Raw genomic sequence first — 18,361 nt, 5'->3', positions numbered from 1 at the left:
GATTTATCCCCGTTGGGGTGCGAAGCGCCCCCGAACCAGGCACCGCAATTCTGAATGAATGCGCTGAAAGGTCGACGACTGCTACGCAGCCGAACGGGGATAAATCCCCTCGCCACAGAGAGCTGATCCCTACAATGGTTTTTCATTGTTTTCGCGCGCAAGACACGAGGCATAGCATGCAAATCAAACTCGCCAATCCCCGTGGCTTCTGCGCCGGTGTGGACCGGGCGATCGAAATCGTCAACCGCGCCCTGGAAGTCTTCGGGCCACCGATCTACGTGCGCCATGAAGTGGTGCACAACAAGTTCGTCGTTGAAGACCTGCGCAGTCGTGGCGCGATCTTCGTCGAAGAACTGGATCAGGTGCCGGACGACGTCATCGTCATTTTCAGTGCCCACGGCGTTTCCCAGGCCGTGCGTACCGAAGCCGCCGGCCGTGGTCTGAAAGTATTCGACGCCACGTGCCCGCTGGTGACCAAGGTGCACATCGAAGTCGCGAAATACAGCCGCGACGGTCGTGAATGCATCCTGATCGGCCACGCCGGTCACCCGGAAGTCGAAGGCACCATGGGCCAGTACGACGCCAGCAATGGCGGCGCGATCTACCTGGTTGAAGACGAAAAAGACGTTGCCGAATTGCAGGTGCATAACCCGGAAAAACTGGCTTTCGTCACCCAGACCACGCTGTCGATGGACGACACCAGTCGCGTCATTGATGCCTTGCGCACACGCTTCCCGGCTATCGGCGGCCCGCGCAAGGACGACATCTGTTACGCCACGCAAAACCGTCAGGACGCGGTCAAGCAACTGGCCGACGAATGCGATGTGGTGTTGGTGGTCGGCAGCCCGAACAGCTCCAACTCCAACCGCTTGCGCGAACTGGCCGAGCGCATGGCCACCCCGGCCTACCTGATCGACGGCGCTGAAGACCTGCAAAAGAGCTGGTTCGACGGTGTCGAGCGTATCGGCATCACCGCTGGCGCCTCCGCACCGGAAGTGCTGGTGCGTGGCGTGATTCAGCAACTGCAAGCCTGGGGCGCGACCGGCGCCGATGAGCTGGCCGGGCGCGAAGAGAACATCACGTTCTCGATGCCGAAAGAGCTGCGCGTTCGTTCGATCTGACGTTTTTGGCTTTCTGACACAACGCCTGTTCAGCGCTTTTGCTGCTCAGGCGCACGCGACCGGTCGCCGCCAGCACCACCTGGCGCTGGCTGACCGGCTCGTGAGTCGAGCAAATATGTAATGTCCCTGCCTGAAACGCCCGCCCGGGCATCAGCGGTTGTCCCAGACTGCTGAAGCGCACGTATCGACTCACTGATCGATTACCGACAATCGGCACCTTTGCGTCACTCGCACGTTCTGCCAACAAGGGATTGCTGCTGTCCGCAGATCCTTTGCCGCTGATATCCACAATGATCCGCCAGCCCTGACTCCAGTCACCGTTGATGCCATGAATCACCACGCTCTGATTGCGCGTGATGGCCAGGCTGCGTGCGTTGCGAACACCGTCGAGCAGCGACTGCGCGGCGAGATCCCGCTGGTTCGATTCGCGCAGCGTTGCGAACGCCGGATTGACCAACAGCAGAACAATTGCGCCGATCGCCAGTCCCATAAGCAGTTCTATCAGGCTGAAACCGTGTTGCGTCATGAAAACTCCCTCCGTGGAGTGTGATGAGCGGCGCGATCCTTACGCCGCGCAGGGCAAATCAACCGACGCGGGTCGGTTGAATGTTCTAGCGTGTAGAAGCAGGTATAGCCGACGGCAACGGAGGGCATCGATGGATCTTCGTACAAAAGGTTTCACGCTGATCGAGTTGTTGGTGGCGATGGCGATCTTTGTGTTGCTCATCACACTTGCCGTGCCGGCGTTCACCAAGTCGATCCAGAGCAGCAAGGCCGATACCGAAATGGGCGATCTGCAACGGGCAATCAATTTTGCCCGGCTTGAAGCGATTGATCGTGGCGTGACCACTCGCTTGCGCCCGAGCGCCGGCGGCAGCATCTGGACGGGTGAATTGGCGGTTTACGACAGTACTGGCACGCCGGCGAATGTATTGCGGGTTGTTCCAGCGATGAGCAGCGGCGCCACTCTGGCGCTACCCTCTGGAGTGACCGCGCTGGATTTCAACAATCTCGGCGGTCTGGCCGCACCGACTACGGCGGTGGTCATCAGTTACACGCTGGGCACGCAAAGCAGGACGCTGAACGTGTGTTTGAACGGACGAATTCAATTGGGTGGAATTTGCGGATGAGGGCAGGGAGTCAACACGCACAGGAGGGCATGACGCTGATCGAGGTGCTGGTCGCGTTGCTGATTCTGACCGTCGGGTTATTGGGCGCGGCGGCGGTGCAACTGAATGCGCTGAAGTACACCGACAGCTCGCGGATGACCAGTCAGGCCAGTTTTATCGCCTACGACATGATGGATCGCATTCGCGCCAACTCCGGCGCCGACTACACCGTGACGCCGCCGACCTCGGGCAATCTCAGCGTCGCTCGCGATCAGGATCTCTACGATTTCACCACCAACATCATTGCTTTCGGCGGGCCGACCGCCACTGGCAGCATCACGCTCAATCAACGGGTGTACACCATCACCATCAACTGGAGTGACGCGCGGGCCGCCAACACCGCCAGCGCGCCGCGCAGTTTCGTCCTCAGCAGTCGCGCGGCGGTCGATCCGGTGGCCACGCCATGAGGCGCGATAATCGGGGTTTCGGCCTGATCGAATTGCTCGTGGCTCTCGCGCTGGGTCTGATCATCGTACTGGGTGTCGTGCAGATTTTCATCGCGGCGAAAAATACCTATGTCAGTCAGAACAGCGCCGCCGCGATGCAGGAGGATGCGCGTTTTGTGCTGAGCAAAATGATTCAGGAAATTCGCATGGTCGGCATGTTCGGTTGCCTCGGCACGATTACCGATTCGAGCACGGCGGGGGATTTCAATGCCGCGCAGATCGCTCCGATCGGCTGGGATAACGCCAACCTCAAACTGACGCTGGTGACCGCCGATATCGGCAGCGGTGGTGGCACGCCGACCTGGACGGTGCTCTCCGATTGCCGCAACAGCGCCACGGCGTATACCGGTTTACGAACGGCGGCGACCGGACAGATTGCCTTTCCGATTCGCCGATTGATCTACAGCTTCAGCAACAGCCAGATACTCATGGGCACCGGCAGCGGAACGCCGACCCAGCAGGTGCTGGTGAACAACGTCAGTGCTTTCACCGTCACCTTCGGCCTGGCGAGTTCTGCGACCGATGTGGCCGCTTCAACTTACAGCGCCAACCCCAGCGATCCGGCACGCATCCGCAGTGTGCGCCTGAGCCTGACCCTGCTCGACCCCAACAGCCGGGTCGCCCCGCAAACCTTCAACGTGGTTGCCGCTTTGCGCAACCGCTTGCAGTGAGGGCCAGGGTGATGCGGATTTCTCTTCACAGCAGGAAGGCCCAGCGCGGCATGGCGTTGCTGGTCAGTCTGGTGTTTTTGTTGTTACTGACGCTGATTGGTTTGTCGTCGATGCAGAGCGCCAACCTGCAGGAAAAAATGGCCGGCAGTGTGAGTTTGCGTAATCAGTCGTTCCAGACTGCGGAAGCGGCGTTGCGGGTGGGCGAAAGTGCGGTGCAACTCGATACTTACACCTTGGCGGTGTGCAGCGGCACGACGCAATGCGCGCCGCCGGCGGAATCTTCGGTGGTCAGTGCGGCAGGGCTCAATTCCACCTCGGGCGTGACGTGGATCGCGACCGGAAATGGTTTCTATGGTGTGCAAAACATTGGCACCACACTCACGGCGGTGAACGTACCGAGCAATACCTCGGCAACGTTGTATCGAGTGACCGCCGTCGGCATCGCCGGCACTTCGCGCAGCGTGGTGGAGAGTGTTTATGCGAAGTATTGAGCGCTATGGATCGCTGCTGCTCGGCCTGTTGCTGAGCTTTTATCTGACGGCACCGGCGTATGCGTTCACGCCGTCGGATTCGCCGTTGTTGAGCGCTGCAGCGGTTCCGCCAAACGTGATGCTGTTGATCGATGATTCGGGGAGCATGAACAGCATCATTTATGCGTCCGGTTTCAACCCCGCCGACAATCCCACACCCGCACGACAATGCAACGCCTTGCTCGGCTTGTGTCTGAGTTCGACAGCGATCACCGGTGACACGATCTTTCTGTCGAGCCTGCCGACATCCGGCTGTTCCGGTGGCGCCTATGCGTTCTACAACAACAGCATCGCGCCGCTGTGCCTGAAACTGCCGGATCCCGTGGGCAGCGGCAACACGCGTTATTCGGGCGATTACATTTCCTACGTGGTCAGTCTGGCCATCAACAACGGCACCCGCGATTTCACCACCGGGGCGATTCCCAACGATTACCGGATCAACGTGGCGCGCAACGTATCGACGGCACTGGTGACCAGCAACCGCACCTTGCGAATGGGTCTTTCGACCTTCAATCCGGCCACCAGCAACAACTCCGGCAATGGCGGGTACATCGCGCGATCGATCAGCGATCTGGCACCGGTCTCCGGCAGCGTGACTCAGGCCCAGGCGGATACCAACTACAACGCGCTCATCTCATCGATCAACGCTTTGAGCGCCGTGGCCAACACGCCGTTGGCGGAAACCTATTACGAGATCACCCGCTACATGCGCGGCTTGGCGCCGTACTACAACAGCACACCAACGACCTATACCAGCCCGATTCAGTATCGCTGCCAGAAAAACTACGGCGTGGTGATCACCGATGGTTTGCCGACGTTTGACCGAACCTTCCCGACCAACGACCCGTTGGGCGGCACTCGTTTACCGAACTGGGATGGCGTCAACAATGACGGCAACAACCTCAATGGCGACAATGAGGGCGACACGCTGTATCTGGACGACATCGCCAAATTCGCCTTCGACATCGACATGCGTTCGACCGGCACCGACGCGGCGGGCAAGAGCTGGAATGCGGTGGATTTTCCCAAGCAAAACTTGAACACCTACACGGTGGGGTTCACGGCGGCCAACGACATGTTGTCGGATGCGGCCAGTTATGGGCAGGGCAAGTATTATCAGGCGACGGACAGCACGGGGCTGAATGCGGCACTGTCGTCGGCGTTGAGTGATATCACTTCCAAGGCGGGCTCCGGCGGCAGCGGCGTCGCCAGCGGCACCACGCTGGCGAGCGGCACCAGCTATTTCCAGACCAGTTACGACCCCAAGGATTGGCGCGGCACCATTAAGTCTTTCGGCTTCACGTCTTCCGGGGCGGTGAATACGTCGACCACGCTTTGGACGACTGATACGACCATAGTGCCCGGAGCGACTGCGCCGACTTACCAATCCTGGAACACCACGAGCAACGCCGCCGTGACGCTGGCTTACGGCAACTTTTCCCCAGCGCAACAAACCACGCTCAGTCAGAGTCTGCCCACCGGAATCACCGGCAATGATCTGGTGGAGTGGAGCAAAGGCACCAACAAAACCGGGCTCAAGGTTCGCAACGTATTGCTCGGCGACATCATCAATTCGCCATTGGTGCTGGCGGCCCCCACGGACAAGACCGCTGCCGACTTGTCCGGCGATAGCACTTATAGCGCTTATCTGACGACCAAAGCCGCGAACATGAACGCCAATCTGGTGGTGAATGCCAACGACGGTTTCGTCAACATCATCAACTCGGCCAATGGCAACCGGCGCTACGCCTACATGCCGTCCAGTGTGTTGCCGTCGCTACGGCTGATTGCTGATCCGACCTACATCAATGGCGTCAGCCACAAGTTTCTCGTCGACGGGCAAGTCGGAGTGTTCGACGCGCAGTCCGGCACCTCATGGAAAACCCTGGCCATTGGTGGCACCGGTGCCGGGGGAAAAACGTTTTACGGGCTGCAACTATTTGATGCTTCTGCGGGGAATGTGATCAAGGCGTTATGGGAGGTCAGTGCGCCGAACACGGCCAGCACCGCCAACGCTTTTAATGATCTGGGTTACGCCTACGCACGGCCGGAAGTGGCACGCTTGGCCGACGGTCGTTGGGCGGCGTTTATTTCCAACGGTTACGGCAGCAATTCTGGTGTGGCCGCGCTGTATGTGCTGGATGTACGCGACGGCTCGCTGATCAAGAAGATCGTCATCGACAGCACGGAAACCACCAACGGTTTGTCCTCGGTAAAGCTCAAGGTCAACTCTTCCAATGTCGTGCAGGCCGCGTACGGCGGTGACTTGAAAGGGCGCCTGTGGAAATTCGACCTGAGTGCGACGTCGACCGACAGTTGGGGCGTGGCGTTTTCCGGCAAACCGTTGTTCACCACGGCGGGCGGCGCGACTCAGCCGATCACCGCGCAACCGTTACTGGCGGACAACTCACTGGGCGGCAAACAGATTTTCTTCGGCACCGGAAAATTCAACGAAACGGCCGACAAAACCAACAAGGATTTGCAGGCGTTCTACTCGGTGTGGGATGCCGATGGCGGTTCCGGACAATTGACCGTCAGCAGTTTGCAGGCGCAGGCAGTCACGGGCGTGTTCTCCGGCAGTAGCGGGCAGTTCGTGACAACGACGCAGAACGACACGACCTATCCAGGAGAGAAGGGCTGGTACTTGCCCTTGGTGTATAACAACGCGCTGATCGGTGAGCGCGTGATCAATCAGGCCAGTCTGGTGCTTGGGCGAATCGTCTTCACCACCGCCAGCGTCGATACCACCGATCCCTGTTCTAGTTTTGGAACCGGCAAAGTGGCCGAGCTCGATGCGTTCAGCGGTAAGATGCTCAACTATGCGGTGTTCGATACCAACGGGGATGGAGTGGTTGACAGCAGCGACACGATTTCCAGTGGTGTGATATTTACCGGTGGCATTCCGACCCTGAACGCCATCGTCAACGGCGCAACACGCAAAATTTTTAACGATTCCAGCGGTAACATCACTACCTTGGTGGAAAAGGGCGGCGGCGGCAGCCGTCGTATCATGTGGCGACAAATACAGTAAGTGAGAGTTTGAGGCATGCGCAGATTCAACCGCGGATTCACCCTGATCGAAATCATGATCGTGATTGCGATTATCGGGATCGTCATCACCATCGCCGCACCGAGCTACACCGAGTACCTGAAAAAGGGCCGCCGCGCCGAAGTGGTGTCGTTACTCTCGGAGCAGGCGCAGTCCCTCGAGCGCTTCTACACCAAGAACAATGTCTACACCGGCATCACCGGGCTCAGCACGGGCAATGATTTCTACACCATCACCCCGACCATCGCTGACCAGACTTTCCTGCTGACCGCGACCCGTAAAACCGGTACGACCATGGCCACCGACAAGTGCGGGGATTTCACCCTGACCAACACCGGTGTCAGAAGCATGAACAACGCGACCACCGGGTTGACCACCAAGGATTGCTGGGGCCGCTGAGGCGCTTTCTTTCGGGCGCCTTTTGCGCCCACTGTCTTTTTTACGGTTGGATCAAACATGACCAGGCAACAGCAAGTGGTGATAGTCGGCGGCGGGGTGATTGGCCTGCTGACCGCCTACAACCTCGCCTCCGAAGTGCGCAGCGTGGTGCTGCTCGATCGTTCGAACCTCGGCCAGGAATCGTCCTGGGCGGGCGGCGGTATCGTTTCGCCGTTGTACCCGTGGCGCTACAGCCCGGCAGTCACCGCGCTGGCGCACTGGTCGCAGGATTTTTATCCACAGCTCGGCGAGCGTCTGTTTGCTGATACCGGGGTTGATCCTGAAGTCCACACCACCGGCCTGTACTGGCTGGATCTTGACGATGAAGCCGCAGCGCTCGCTTGGGCTCAACGCGAGAACCGTCCGCTGCGGGCTGTGGATATCTCGGCGGCGCACGATGCGGTGCCGGTACTCGGCGGTGGGTTCGCGCGGGCGATCTACATGGCTGACGTTGCCAACGTACGTAATCCGCGCCTGGTGAAGTCGTTGAAAGCGGCGCTGCAAGCGATGCCGAACGTGACGATTCATGAGCAGTGCGAGGTCAACGGGTTTGTTCGTGAAGGTGGGCAGGTCATCGGCGTCGAAACCTCCGGCGGCGTGATCAAGGGCGATCAGGTCGTGCTGACGGCGGGTGCATGGAGCGGTGATCTGCTCAAGACGCTGGATCTGAAACTGCCGGTCGAACCGGTGAAAGGGCAGATGATTCTCTACAAGTGCGCGGCGGATTTCTTGCCGAGCATGGTGCTGGCGAAGGGGCGGTACGCGATTCCGCGTCGTGATGGGCATATTCTGATTGGCAGCACGCTGGAGCATGAAGGCTACGACAAGACGCCGACCGATGTGGCGCTGGAGAGCCTCAAGGCTTCAGCGGTCGAGCTGATTCCGGCGTTGGCGGATGCTGAAGTGGTCGGGCATTGGGCGGGGTTGCGTCCGGGTTCGCCGGAAGGGATTCCGTACATTGGCCGGGTGCCGGGGTATGAAGGCTTGTGGCTGAACTGCGGGCATTACCGTAACGGATTGGTGCTGGCGCCGGCGTCGTGTCAGTTGTTTGCAGATGTGATGTTGGGAAGGGCGCCGATCATAGATCCGGCGCCGTATGCGCCTGCGGGCCGCATTTAAAGCAAGATCAAAAGATCGCAGCCTTCGGCAGCTCCTACCTTGGAATGGGTTTCCTGTAGGAGATGCCGAAGGCTGCGATCTTTTGCGATTTAATCCAGACCGAGTTTTTTCAGTCTGTACCGCATCGACCGAAACGAAAGACTCAAGCGCTGCGCCGCCGCCGTGCGATTCCAGCGCGTTTCCTCCAGCGCCTGCAGAATCAGTTTCCGCTCAACGTTCTCCAGATAATCTTCAAGATTGTCGATCTGCGTCAGATCCGCAATCCCGCCTTCCGCCGCGCAATTACCCTCGCTCAGGCGTAAATCCCCAGCCTCGATCGTACGGTTCTCGCACAAGGTGTGCGCGCGTTCGAGCACGTTTTCCAGCTCGCGCACATTCCCCGGAAAACGATAATTCTTCAGCGCTTCCAGCGCCTGCGCATGCAAGCGTGCCGCCGGTTGCCCGGTGTCCTTGGCCAGACGCTTGAGCATGTGCGCCGCCAACACTTCAATGTCATCGCGCCGTTCACGCAGAGACGGCACACGCAATTCGATCACGTTGAGCCGGTAATACAGATCCTGCCGAAACCGCTCGGCAGCCACTTCCGCATCAAGATCCTTGTGCGTCGCGCAAAGAATCCGCACATCGACCACGGTTTCCTGCTGCCCACCGACGCTACGCACGGCTTTTTCCTGAATGGCGCGCAGCAGTTTCACCTGCATCGACAGCGGCAAGTCCGCCACTTCATCAAGAAACAAGGTGCCTCCATTCGCCGCCTGAAACAGTCCCGGCTTGTCTTCAACTGCGCCAGTAAAACTGCCTTTGCGATGGCCGAAAAACTCGCTTTCCATCAGTTCCGACGGAATCGCACCACAGTTCACCGGTACAAACGGCTGACTCGCGCGTGGCCCTTGTTCGTGGATCAGTCGTGCGACCAGTTCTTTACCGCTGCCGGACTCACCGCTGATGTACACCGGGGCCTGACTGCGGGCGAGTTTGTCGATTTGCTTGCGCAAGCTACGCATCGGCAGGGAGTCACCGAGCAAGCGTCGATCAATCGACGTGCACACGGCGCCCGCCACCGGCATGCGCAGCGCGGTGGCGACCAGTTCGCGCAAGCGGGTGAGATCCACCGGTTTGGTGAGGAAGTCGAACGCCCCGGCCTTCAGCGCATTGATCGCCGTTTCAAGGCTGCCGTAAGCGGTGATCATCGCCACCGGCAGTTGTGGATAACGTTGTTGAATGTGCTGCACCAGATCCAGCCCCGTGCCGTCGGGCAGGCGCATGTCGGTCAGACACAGATCAAATTGCTCGCGCTGTAACAGCGCTTGGGCTTCAGCCAGATTACGCGCGCTGAAGGTGTCAAGTTTCATCCGTCCCAGGGTGATTTCCAGGAGTTCGCGGATATCCGGTTCGTCGTCGACGATGAGAATTTTTTGCCGTGGGCTCGTGTTCAACTTTGTTTCCGTCCGTGAGCAAAGGTGATGCGAAAGCAGCCGCCGCCTTGGCGTGGTTTGAAGTCTAGGCGCGCTTGGTTGCTTTCGCACAGCTCACGGGACAGATAAAGCCCAAGGCCGGTGCCCTGGCTGCTGGTGGTGAAGAACGGTTCGAACAGATGCGCCTGCTCATCGACGGGCACGCCGGGGCCGTTGTCTTGCACTTCGAGCACTGCCAGTTGGCTTTCGGTGTCGACAAACAACGCCAGCCAGACCTCGGCCTGTTCGTGCAGCAGGGCGCTGTGGCGCCAGCCATTACGCAGCAGATTGTCGAGGATTTGCGTGAGCTGCGCAGGATCCATCAGCGTGGTGAAATCCCCAGAATTGATCCGCAGATGAATCTGTTGCTGTTCATTGGCCTGCTCGCGGCTTTCGTTGACGAAGTTTTCCAGCCACGGCTTGAGATCCAGCCGTTGCGGTGCGCTTTGCTGGCGGCGGGACAGTTGCAGGACGTTTTCGATGACTCGATTCATGCGTTTGGAGTGATCTTGAATGATCTGCGTCAGACGCCGGTCGGCGCCATGGAGTTCCTCGGATTCACCCAATAGCTGCGCGGCATGGCTGATGGCGCCCAATGGATTGCGGATTTCGTGGGAGATGCCGGCGGTCAGTCGCCCGAGCGCGGCGAGTTTGAGTTGCTGCGCTTGTTGAGCGATTTGCGCGAGGTCTTCGAGAAACACCAGGGTTTGCTGGTTCGGGCTTTGTTCGAGGGCGATAAAACTCGGCTGCAATTCCAGACCGTTACCGGGAATCTTCAGGCTTTGAGGACGCAAGGTCGGGTTGTTCAGCCAGAGTTGCAGGCGATCGACGAGGGCGGGCGAATAGTCGTCGATCAAATGGCCCTGAAGGTGTGTGCGCGCCAGCAAGGTCTGCGCGCTGTGATTGGCCAGTTGCACGCGGCGTTGCTCGTCGAGTACCAGAATGCCGGTGCGCATGCGTTGCAGGATCAGCGCATTGAGTGCCTCAAGTCCGACGACTTCGCTGGCGCGTTGTTCGGCCAGGGTCTCGCTGACTTCAAGCCGACGGATCAACCCTTGCACCAGCAAAGCGGCGGCAAAGCACAGCGCGCCGAGGGTGCCGGCCTGCAGATAATCGTTGGCCGTGAGGGGATGGCTGAAACTCAGCAAAAAGCTCGAGCCGACGATGCCGAGCGCGCCTATGGCAGCGATCAGCAGGCCGATGCGCCGGCGTAGCAAGGTGTTGCAGATCGCCACGGAAACGATCAGCAAGTTGCCGATGGCGCTGGCAACCCCGCCGGCGGCGTAGAACAAACCGCACAGCAGCAACACGTCGACCAGCGCGAGGCTGAACAACTGCGCCGGGCGCCGGGTGCTCTCTAGGAAAACCACCAGCAGGATATTCAGCACCAGGTACAGCCAACTGCCGCTGCGCAGCAAATCGTCGTCAATCGACGTCAGCAGGCGGTTGTCCATATTGCTGGAGATCAGCAGCACCAGCATGATGCCGACGCTTAAACGGTAGAGATGATAAAGGCGCAGCAGGCGCTGAGCCTGTTTGCTGTCGGCGTTGGCCTCAGCGATCACGGGGGCCCGGGCCTTGCTCAAGGTGAGCCTGGCTGCAATACCACTGTTGTTGAACGCTCAATGCACGGTCGCGCGGCAGGTGCACGCCGCAGTGGGCGCAACGCACCATCGGCGCGGCGTCCTGTTCGCGAGGGGCGCGATTGGATTGATTGGCGGCGGGCGCCTTGAATTTACGCCACAGCCAGACAGCGGCGAAAATCAGGACGATCCAGAACAATAAACGAAGCATGATGAGCGGCTTTCCGACTAATGATCCGGCAGTTTAGCCAAGCTCCCGACAAGCGCACAGCCTATTAACGCGCGGCAATAAAAAAGGGAGATCCTGAGATCTCCCTTTTTTTGTCCATCCGGTGTGATCAGTCGAACACGCCGAAGGTCATGTAGCTGAACCACGAACGGTCAGTGTCGCTCGACTCTGGCTCCGGCTCTTCGATCACGTCGCCGTTTTCGTCTTTAGGCTTCAGCTCGTTCGGGATCGCATCTTTCGCGTCCTGGTACTGCTTCTGCACGTCCTGGTTGGCGCGGGTTTCGCCCGGCGGCAGCGGTGGACGCGACTCGATCAGACCGAGGGTCGCCTTGCTCAGGAACGAACGGTTGTCCGCTTCAGCCACCGAAGGCACGAACTGGCCGTCTTGCAGGCTAGGGTGGTTCGGGTAGTTGAGCTTCAGGGTTTCCAGGCTGGTGTTAGCCAGTTCGTCCAAATGCAGACGCTGGTAAGCCTCAGTCATCACCGCCAGGCCGTCACCGACCGATGGAGTTTCCTGGAAGTTTTCCACCACGTAACGACCACGGTTGGCAGCGGCTACATAAGCCTGGCGGGTCAGGTAGTAGTCGGCCACGTGGATTTCGTAGGCTGCCAGCAGGTTGCGCAGATAAATCATGCGCTGCTTGGCGTCCGGCGCGTAGCGGCTGTTCGGGTAGCGGCTGGTCAGCTGGGCGAACTCGTTGTACGAGTCGCGGGCAGCGCCCGGGTCACGCTTGGTCATGTCCAGCGGCAGGAAGCGCGCCAGCAGGCCGACGTCCTGGTCGAAAGAAGTCAGACCTTTGAGGTAATACGCGTAATCCACGTTCGGGTGCTGCGGATGCAAACGAATAAAACGCTCGGCGGCGGATTTTGCAGCTTCCGGCTCGGCGTTCTTATAGTTGGCGTAGATCAGCTCCAGCTGTGCCTGATCGGCGTAGCGACCGAACGGATAACGCGACTCCAGAGCCTTCAGCTTGGCTGTGGCGCTGGTGTAGCTGTTGTTGTCCAGGTCAGTCTGAGCCTGCTGATATAGCTCGGCTTCGCTGAGGTTTTCGTCTACGACTTCCTTCGATGAGCAAGCAGCGGTCAATGCGAGGATGGCGATCAGCAGCAGGTGTTTCACTTGCATGGCGGCTTGCGTCCCTATGACGGCCGCTGTCTTGGGCGGGGCCGTCCTGTTATGATGAGCGCCCCGTTGAAAAGCCTCGGGGCAAAAGACGCCGTATTTAACCACAAGCGCGCAGCCGAAACCAAAAGCTGTGCCGACGCACAGTCAGAGCATGTCCGATAAAATTGAACTTCGCGCAGAGGTGCCGTCCGAATTGGGCGGCCAACGCCTCGATCAAGTCGCTGCCCAACTCTTCGCTGAGCACTCTCGCTCGCGCCTTTCCGCCTGGATCAAAGAAGGTCGCCTGACTGTGGACGGGGCGGTCATCCGCCCTCGCGACATCGTGCACGGCGGTGCCATCCTTGAGCTGACTGCCGAGCAGGAAGCCCAGGGCGAGTGGATCGCCCAGGACATCGAGCTCGACATCGTCTATGAAGACGACGACATTCTGGTGATCAACAAGCCTGCGGGCCTGGTGGTACACCCGGCTGCCGGTCACGCCGATGGCACGCTGCTCAACGCCTTGCTGCACCACGTGCCGGACATCATCAATGTCCCGCGCGCCGGTATCGTGCATCGTCTGGACAAGGACACCACCGGTTTGATGGTGGTGGCCAAGACCATTCAGGCGCAGACAAAGCTTGTTACTCAATTGCAGAGTCGCAGCGTCAGCCGCATCTATGAGTGCATCGTGATTGGCGTGGTAACGGCCGGTGGCAAGATCAACGCCCCGATCGGTCGCCATGGCCAGCAGCGCCAGCGCATGGCGGTGATGGAAGGCGGCAAGCCTGCCGTCAGCCACTACCGCGTGCTGGAGCGCTTCCGTTCCCACACCCATGTACGGGTGAAACTGGAAACCGGTCGTACTCACCAGATTCGCGTACATATGTCGCACATCAACTTCCCGTTGGTCGGCGATCCGGCGTACGGCGGTCGTTTCCGCATTCCGCCAGCGGCCAACCCGACGATGGTGGAATCGCTCAAGCATTTCCCGCGTCAGGCCCTGCACGCGCGCTTCCTTGAGCTGGATCATCCGACGACCGGTGAGCGCATGAGCTGGGAATCGCCGCTGCCAGAAGATTTCGTCTGGCTGCTGACCCTGCTCAAGCAGGATCGCGAGGCCTTCATCGGATGAACTGGCTGACGCCGGACTGGCCCGCGCCGGCCAGCGTCAAAGCCTGCGTCACCACCCGCGATGGCGGTGTCAGCGAGGCGCCGTTCGACAGCCTCAATCTGGGCGATCATGTTGATGATCGTCCTGAGGCCGTTGCCGAAAACCGTCGCCGTCTCACCGAACACTTCTCTATACAGCCTGCCTGGTTGCAGCAAGTTCACGGGATTACCGTGGCGCATGCTGATCCGGGCATTGTTGCGACCGCTGATGCGAGCTGGACGGCAACGCCCGGTATTGCCTGCGCGGCGATGACGGCGGATTGCTTGCCGGCATTGTTCTGCGATCGCGCTGGCACTCGCGTGGCGGCGGCCCATGCCGGTTGGCGTGGTCTGGCGGCGGGTGTCCTTGAAGCGACGCTCGATAGCCTCGATATTCCGGCTAATGACGTTTTGGTCTGGCTCGGCCCGGCGATTGGCCCGAAAGCCTTTGAAGTCGGCCCGGAAGTTCGTGAAGTCTTCATCAGTCAGTTGCCGGAAGCGGCAAACGCCTTCGTGCCGAGCGCCAATGCCGGCAAGTTCATGGCGGACATCTATATGCTGGCGCGCCTGCGTCTGGCAGCCCGTGGTGTCACTGCTGTTTATGGTGGCGGTTTCTGCTCCGTGACCGATCCGCGCTTCTTCTCCTATCGCCGTGCTTCGCGCACCGGACGCTTCGCCTCCTTAGTTTGGCTCACCCGCTAGACTGTCTGATCTGCATCAACTCTCTGACGCTTGAATCTTCCAGAATCGACCGCATCTATAGGGGTATCTGGCAGGTTTCTTTATTCAGGATGGTTTCTTAGGTCCGGCCTGCTCAAAAGGAAGGTGACTTATGCGAATAGACCGTTTAACCAGTAAATTACAGTTGGCCTTGTCCGACGCTCAGTCGTTGGCAGTCGGCCACGATCATCCGGCGATTGAGCCGGCGCACTTGATGCAAGCCATGCTTGAACAGCAGGGTGGTTCGATCAAACCTCTGCTGATGCAGGTGGGCTTCGACGTCAACAGCTTGCGCAAAGAGCTGACCAAAGAGCTCGACCAATTGCCGAAAATCCAGAACCCGACTGGCGACGTCAACATGTCGCAGGATCTGGCACGCCTGCTCAATCAGGCTGATCGTCTGGCGCAGCAGAAGGGCGACCAGTTCATTTCCAGCGAACTGGTGTTGCTCGCGGCAATGGACGAGAACAGCAAGCTCGGCAAGTTGCTGCTCGGCCAGGGCGTGAGCAAAAAAGCTCTGGAAAACGCCATCACTAACCTGCGTGGCGGCGAAGCGGTGAATGACGCCAACCACGAGGAGTCGCGTCAGGCGCTGGATAAGTACACCGTTGACCTGACCAAGCGCGCCGAAGACGGCAAGCTCGATCCGGTGATCGGCCGTGACGACGAAATTCGTCGCACCATTCAGGTTCTGCAACGCCGCACCAAGAACAATCCGGTGCTGATCGGCGAACCTGGCGTGGGTAAAACCGCGATCGCCGAAGGTCTGGCCCAGCGCATCATCAACGGCGAAGTGCCGGACGGCCTTAAAGGCAAGCGTCTGCTTTCGCTGGACATGGGCGCGCTGATTGCCGGTGCCAAGTATCGCGGTGAGTTCGAAGAACGCCTGAAATCGCTGCTCAACGAGCTGTCGAAGCAGGAAGGGCAGATCATTCTGTTTATCGACGAACTGCACACCATGGTCGGCGCCGGTAAGGGCGAAGGTTCGATGGACGCCGGCAACATGCTCAAGCCAGCACTGGCTCGCGGCGAGTTGCACTGTGTCGGTGCGACCACGCTCAACGAGTACCGCCAATATATAGAGAAGGACGCGGCGCTCGAGCGACGTTTCCAGAAAGTCCTGGTGGATGAGCCGAGCGAAGAAGACACCATCGCGATCCTGCGCGGCCTTAAAGAGCGTTATGAGGTTCACCACAAGGTGGCGATCACCGACGGTGCGATCATTGCGGCGGCGAAGCTCAGCCATCGCTACATCACTGACCGGCAGTTGCCGGACAAGGCCATCGACCTGATCGACGAGGCCGCGAGCCGTATCCGCATGGAAATCGATTCCAAGCCGGAAGTGCTCGATCGTCTGGAACGTCGCCTGATTCAGTTGAAGGTGGAATCGCAGGCACTGAAGAAAGAAAGCGACGAAGCGGCGATGAAACGTCTGGAGAAACTCCAGGAAGAAATCGTCCGCCTCGAACGCGAGTATTCCGATCTGGAGGAAATCTGGAATTCGGAAAAAGCCGAGGTGCAGGGTTCTGCACAGATTCAGCAGAAGATTGAACAGTCGCGTCAGGAACTGGAAGCGGCACGCCGTAAAGGCGACCTGAACCGCATGGCCGAGTTGCAGTACGGGGTGATCCCGGATCTGGAACGCAGCCTGCAAATGGTCGATCAGCACGGCAAGAGCGAGAACCAGTTGCTGCGCAGCAAGGTGACTGAGGAAGAGATCGCTGAGGTTGTGTCGAAATGGACCGGCATCCCCGTGTCAAAAATGCTCGAAGGCGAGCGCGACAAGTTGATGAAGATGGAAAGCCTGTTGCACAAACGTGTGATTGGTCAGGAAGAAGCCGTGGTCGCCGTGGCCAACGCCGTGCGACGGTCACGAGCCGGGTTGTCTGACCCGAATCGTCCAAGCGGCTCGTTCATGTTCCTCGGCCCGACCGGTGTCGGTAAAACCGAGCTGTGCAAGGCGCTGGCCGAATTCCTCTTTGATACTGAAGAGGCGATGGTGCGGATCGACATGTCCGAGTTCATGGAGAAACATTCCGTGGCTCGCTTGATCGGTGCGCCACCAGGGTATGTCGGCTATGAAGAGGGCGGTTACCTGACCGAGGCTGTGCGTCGCAAGCCTTATTCGGTGATCCTGCTGGACGAAGTCGAGAAGGCGCACCCGGATGTGTTCAACATCCTCCTGCAGGTGCTTGAGGATGGTCGCCTGACCGACAGCCACGGCCGTACGGTGGACTTCCGCAACACGGTGATCGTGATGACCTCGAACTTGGGGTCGGTTCAGATCCAGGAACTGGTCGGCGATCGTGAGGCACAGCGTGCTGCAGTGATGGACGCGCTGACGTCGCACTTCCGTCCGGAGTTCATCAACCGGGTCGACGAAGTAGTGATCTTCGAGCCCCTGGCACGGGATCAGATCGCGGGCATCACCGAGATCCAGTTGGGTCGCCTGCGTACGCGTCTGGCTGAGCGTGAACTGAAGCTGGAACTGAGCCCGGAAGCGATGGATAAACTGATTGCGGTGGGCTACGACCCGGTCTATGGCGCACGTCCGTTGAAACGTGCGATCCAGCGCTGGATCGAAAACCCGTTGGCGCAGCTGATCCTGTCGGGGCATTTCCTGCCAGGTGACACGGCAACCGGCGTGGTTGAGAACGACGAAATCGTTTTCAACTAAGTCCAAACGCCAATGAAAATTGGCAGGCCCCACATTGTGGGGCCTTTTTTTTCGTTAGGCTGTTGAACTCAAAGGAAAAGGCTTGTAAAGTGCGCCCCGCAGTCAGTCGCCAAGACGGTTTCAACTCACTGAGCTGAAATCTGAAATAAGTTGCAAATCATTAACTTGAAAGCAATTTAGGGGGTTGACAGAGGTGTTCTAGGTTGTAGAATAGCGCGCCTCAGACACACGAACGCAGCGATGCGAACGAGTGACTGGAAGCAGTAAGTTTCACCGTTGTAAATTGAAATATGTAGTTCCGTGATAGCTCAGTCGGTAGAGCAAATGACTGTTAATCATTGGGTCCCAGGTTCGAGTCCTGGTCACGGAGCCAATTTCAAGCCGGGGTATAGCGCAGTCCGGTAGCGCGCCTGCTTTGGGAGCAGGATGTCAGGAGTTCGAATCCCCTTACCCCGACCATTTTTGGGTCGTTAGCTCAGTTGGTAGAGCAGTTGGCTTTTAACCAATTGGTCGTAGGTTCGAATCCCACACGACCCACCATTTTTGAAACCAGTTAACGCTGGAATCGAATCTTAAGATCAGAGGCCAAAAGCGCTGATCGAAGAAGGCGACTGAAAGGTCGCCTTTTTTTTACCGGGGTATAGCGCAGTCCGGTAGCGCGCCTGCTTTGGGAGCAGGATGTCAGGAGTTCGAATCCCCTTACCCCGACCATATTAAAAATCCTCGTATCGAAAGATACGGGGATTTTTTTTGTCCGCGAAAAACTCAGGCTTCTCCCAAAACAACACCGAATGAATTGGGAATCTGTAAGCACCGCAGATCCCCTGTAGGAGCCGAGCTTGCTCGCGAAAGCGGCGTGTCATTCAACAATAAAGTCGACAGACACACCGCCATCGCG

The 18,361-nt window shown here is 58.9% G+C and carries 16 protein-coding genes and 4 tRNA genes; 15 read left to right on the top strand and 5 right to left on the bottom strand.

Going from position 1 to position 18,361, the window contains the following annotated elements; translation table 11 throughout:
- Positions 1-176: 176 nt before the first annotated feature.
- Positions 177-1,121: a 4-hydroxy-3-methylbut-2-enyl diphosphate reductase gene (ispH, locus tag QMX93_RS15545; RefSeq protein WP_038361699.1), complete on the top strand. Its 945-nt coding sequence runs from the start codon at positions 177-179 to the stop codon at positions 1,119-1,121.
- Here ispH and QMX93_RS15540 read toward each other — a convergent pair.
- Positions 1,078-1,647: a GspH/FimT family pseudopilin gene (locus tag QMX93_RS15540; RefSeq protein WP_282356876.1), complete on the bottom strand. Its 570-nt coding sequence runs from the start codon at positions 1,645-1,647 to the stop codon at positions 1,078-1,080. The genes ispH and QMX93_RS15540 overlap by 44 nt on opposite strands.
- A gap of 130 nt (positions 1,648-1,777) precedes the next feature.
- Here QMX93_RS15540 and QMX93_RS15535 point away from each other — a divergent pair, with 130 nt between their 5' ends.
- Genes QMX93_RS15535 through thiO form a run of 7 tightly spaced genes read left to right on the top strand, consistent with a single transcriptional unit; the run spans position 1,778 to position 8,543 of the window.
- A complete protein-coding gene (locus QMX93_RS15535; RefSeq protein ID WP_282356874.1) occupies positions 1,778-2,251 on the top strand; it encodes a GspH/FimT family pseudopilin in 474 nt (157 codons plus the stop codon).
- A complete protein-coding gene (pilV, locus tag QMX93_RS15530) occupies positions 2,248-2,697 on the top strand; it encodes a type IV pilus modification protein PilV (protein WP_053123960.1) in 450 nt (149 codons plus the stop codon). The genes QMX93_RS15535 and pilV overlap by 4 nt, the downstream gene beginning before the upstream one ends.
- The gene (locus QMX93_RS15525; RefSeq protein WP_282356871.1) at positions 2,694-3,407 is read left to right on the top strand and encodes a prepilin-type N-terminal cleavage/methylation domain-containing protein; all 714 of its coding nucleotides are present in this window, start codon (positions 2,694-2,696) and stop codon (positions 3,405-3,407) included. Before pilV ends, QMX93_RS15525 begins: the two co-directional genes overlap by 4 nt.
- 11 nt (positions 3,408-3,418) lie before the next feature.
- Entirely contained in the window at positions 3,419-3,898 is a 480-nt protein-coding gene (locus QMX93_RS15520) for a PilX N-terminal domain-containing pilus assembly protein (protein WP_212550804.1), read from the top strand.
- Positions 3,885-6,968 (top strand): PilC/PilY family type IV pilus protein, encoded by a 3,084-nt coding sequence (locus QMX93_RS15515; protein WP_282356868.1) that lies wholly within the window; start codon positions 3,885-3,887, stop codon positions 6,966-6,968. The genes QMX93_RS15520 and QMX93_RS15515 overlap by 14 nt, the downstream gene beginning before the upstream one ends.
- Positions 6,969-6,983: 15 nt before the next feature.
- A complete protein-coding gene (locus QMX93_RS15510) occupies positions 6,984-7,385 on the top strand; it encodes a type IV pilin protein (RefSeq protein WP_282356867.1) in 402 nt (133 codons plus the stop codon).
- 57 nt (positions 7,386-7,442) lie between these two features.
- Positions 7,443-8,543: a glycine oxidase ThiO gene (thiO, locus tag QMX93_RS15505; RefSeq protein WP_282356866.1), complete on the top strand. Its 1,101-nt coding sequence runs from the start codon at positions 7,443-7,445 to the stop codon at positions 8,541-8,543.
- 89 nt (positions 8,544-8,632) lie between these two features.
- Here thiO and QMX93_RS15500 read toward each other — a convergent pair whose 3' ends face one another.
- The 4 genes from QMX93_RS15500 to QMX93_RS15485 form a co-directional block, all read right to left on the bottom strand.
- The gene (locus QMX93_RS15500; RefSeq protein WP_053123950.1) at positions 8,633-9,979 is read right to left on the bottom strand and encodes a sigma-54 dependent transcriptional regulator; all 1,347 of its coding nucleotides are present in this window, start codon (positions 9,977-9,979) and stop codon (positions 8,633-8,635) included.
- Complete coding sequence (locus QMX93_RS15495; protein WP_282356864.1) at positions 9,976-11,562, bottom strand: ATP-binding protein; 1,587 nt, start codon at positions 11,560-11,562, stop codon at positions 9,976-9,978. Before QMX93_RS15495 ends, QMX93_RS15500 begins: the two co-directional genes overlap by 4 nt.
- A complete protein-coding gene (locus tag QMX93_RS15490; RefSeq protein ID WP_053123945.1) occupies positions 11,552-11,791 on the bottom strand; it encodes a PP0621 family protein in 240 nt (79 codons plus the stop codon). Before QMX93_RS15490 ends, QMX93_RS15495 begins: the two co-directional genes overlap by 11 nt.
- A gap of 127 nt (positions 11,792-11,918) precedes the next feature.
- Positions 11,919-12,935: an outer membrane protein assembly factor BamD gene (locus tag QMX93_RS15485; protein WP_053123943.1), complete on the bottom strand. Its 1,017-nt coding sequence runs from the start codon at positions 12,933-12,935 to the stop codon at positions 11,919-11,921.
- A gap of 151 nt (positions 12,936-13,086) precedes the next feature.
- On the opposite strand from QMX93_RS15485, the gene rluD reads away from it, so the two are divergent.
- From rluD to QMX93_RS15450, 7 genes are all read left to right on the top strand, one after another.
- Positions 13,087-14,049, top strand: a complete 963-nt coding sequence (gene rluD, locus QMX93_RS15480; RefSeq protein ID WP_034153865.1) for a 23S rRNA pseudouridine(1911/1915/1917) synthase RluD — start codon at positions 13,087-13,089, stop codon at positions 14,047-14,049.
- Positions 14,046-14,768: a peptidoglycan editing factor PgeF gene (gene pgeF / locus QMX93_RS15475; RefSeq protein ID WP_282356856.1), complete on the top strand. Its 723-nt coding sequence runs from the start codon at positions 14,046-14,048 to the stop codon at positions 14,766-14,768. Before rluD ends, pgeF begins: the two co-directional genes overlap by 4 nt.
- Positions 14,769-14,898: 130 nt before the next feature.
- Positions 14,899-17,463, top strand: coding sequence for an ATP-dependent chaperone ClpB (gene clpB, locus QMX93_RS15470; RefSeq protein WP_053123937.1), 2,565 nt, complete (start codon positions 14,899-14,901; stop codon positions 17,461-17,463).
- 297 nt (positions 17,464-17,760) lie between these two features.
- Positions 17,761-17,836: transfer RNA gene (locus tag QMX93_RS15465), tRNA-Asn, on the top strand.
- Positions 17,837-17,845: 9 nt separating this feature from the next.
- A tRNA-Pro gene (locus tag QMX93_RS15460) sits at positions 17,846-17,922 on the top strand.
- 5 nt (positions 17,923-17,927) lie between these two features.
- Positions 17,928-18,003, top strand: a tRNA-Lys gene (locus QMX93_RS15455).
- Between the two features lie 94 nt (positions 18,004-18,097).
- Positions 18,098-18,174: transfer RNA gene (locus tag QMX93_RS15450), tRNA-Pro, on the top strand.
- The last annotated feature ends 187 nt before the right edge of the window (positions 18,175-18,361 follow it).

The organism is Pseudomonas sp. PS01303 (assembly GCF_029959385.1).
Taxonomy (GTDB): Bacteria; Pseudomonadota; Gammaproteobacteria; order Pseudomonadales; family Pseudomonadaceae; genus Aquipseudomonas; species Aquipseudomonas rustica.
The sequence above is the reverse complement of the archived record's forward strand: the minus strand, read 5'-3'. Positions and strand labels throughout refer to the sequence as shown.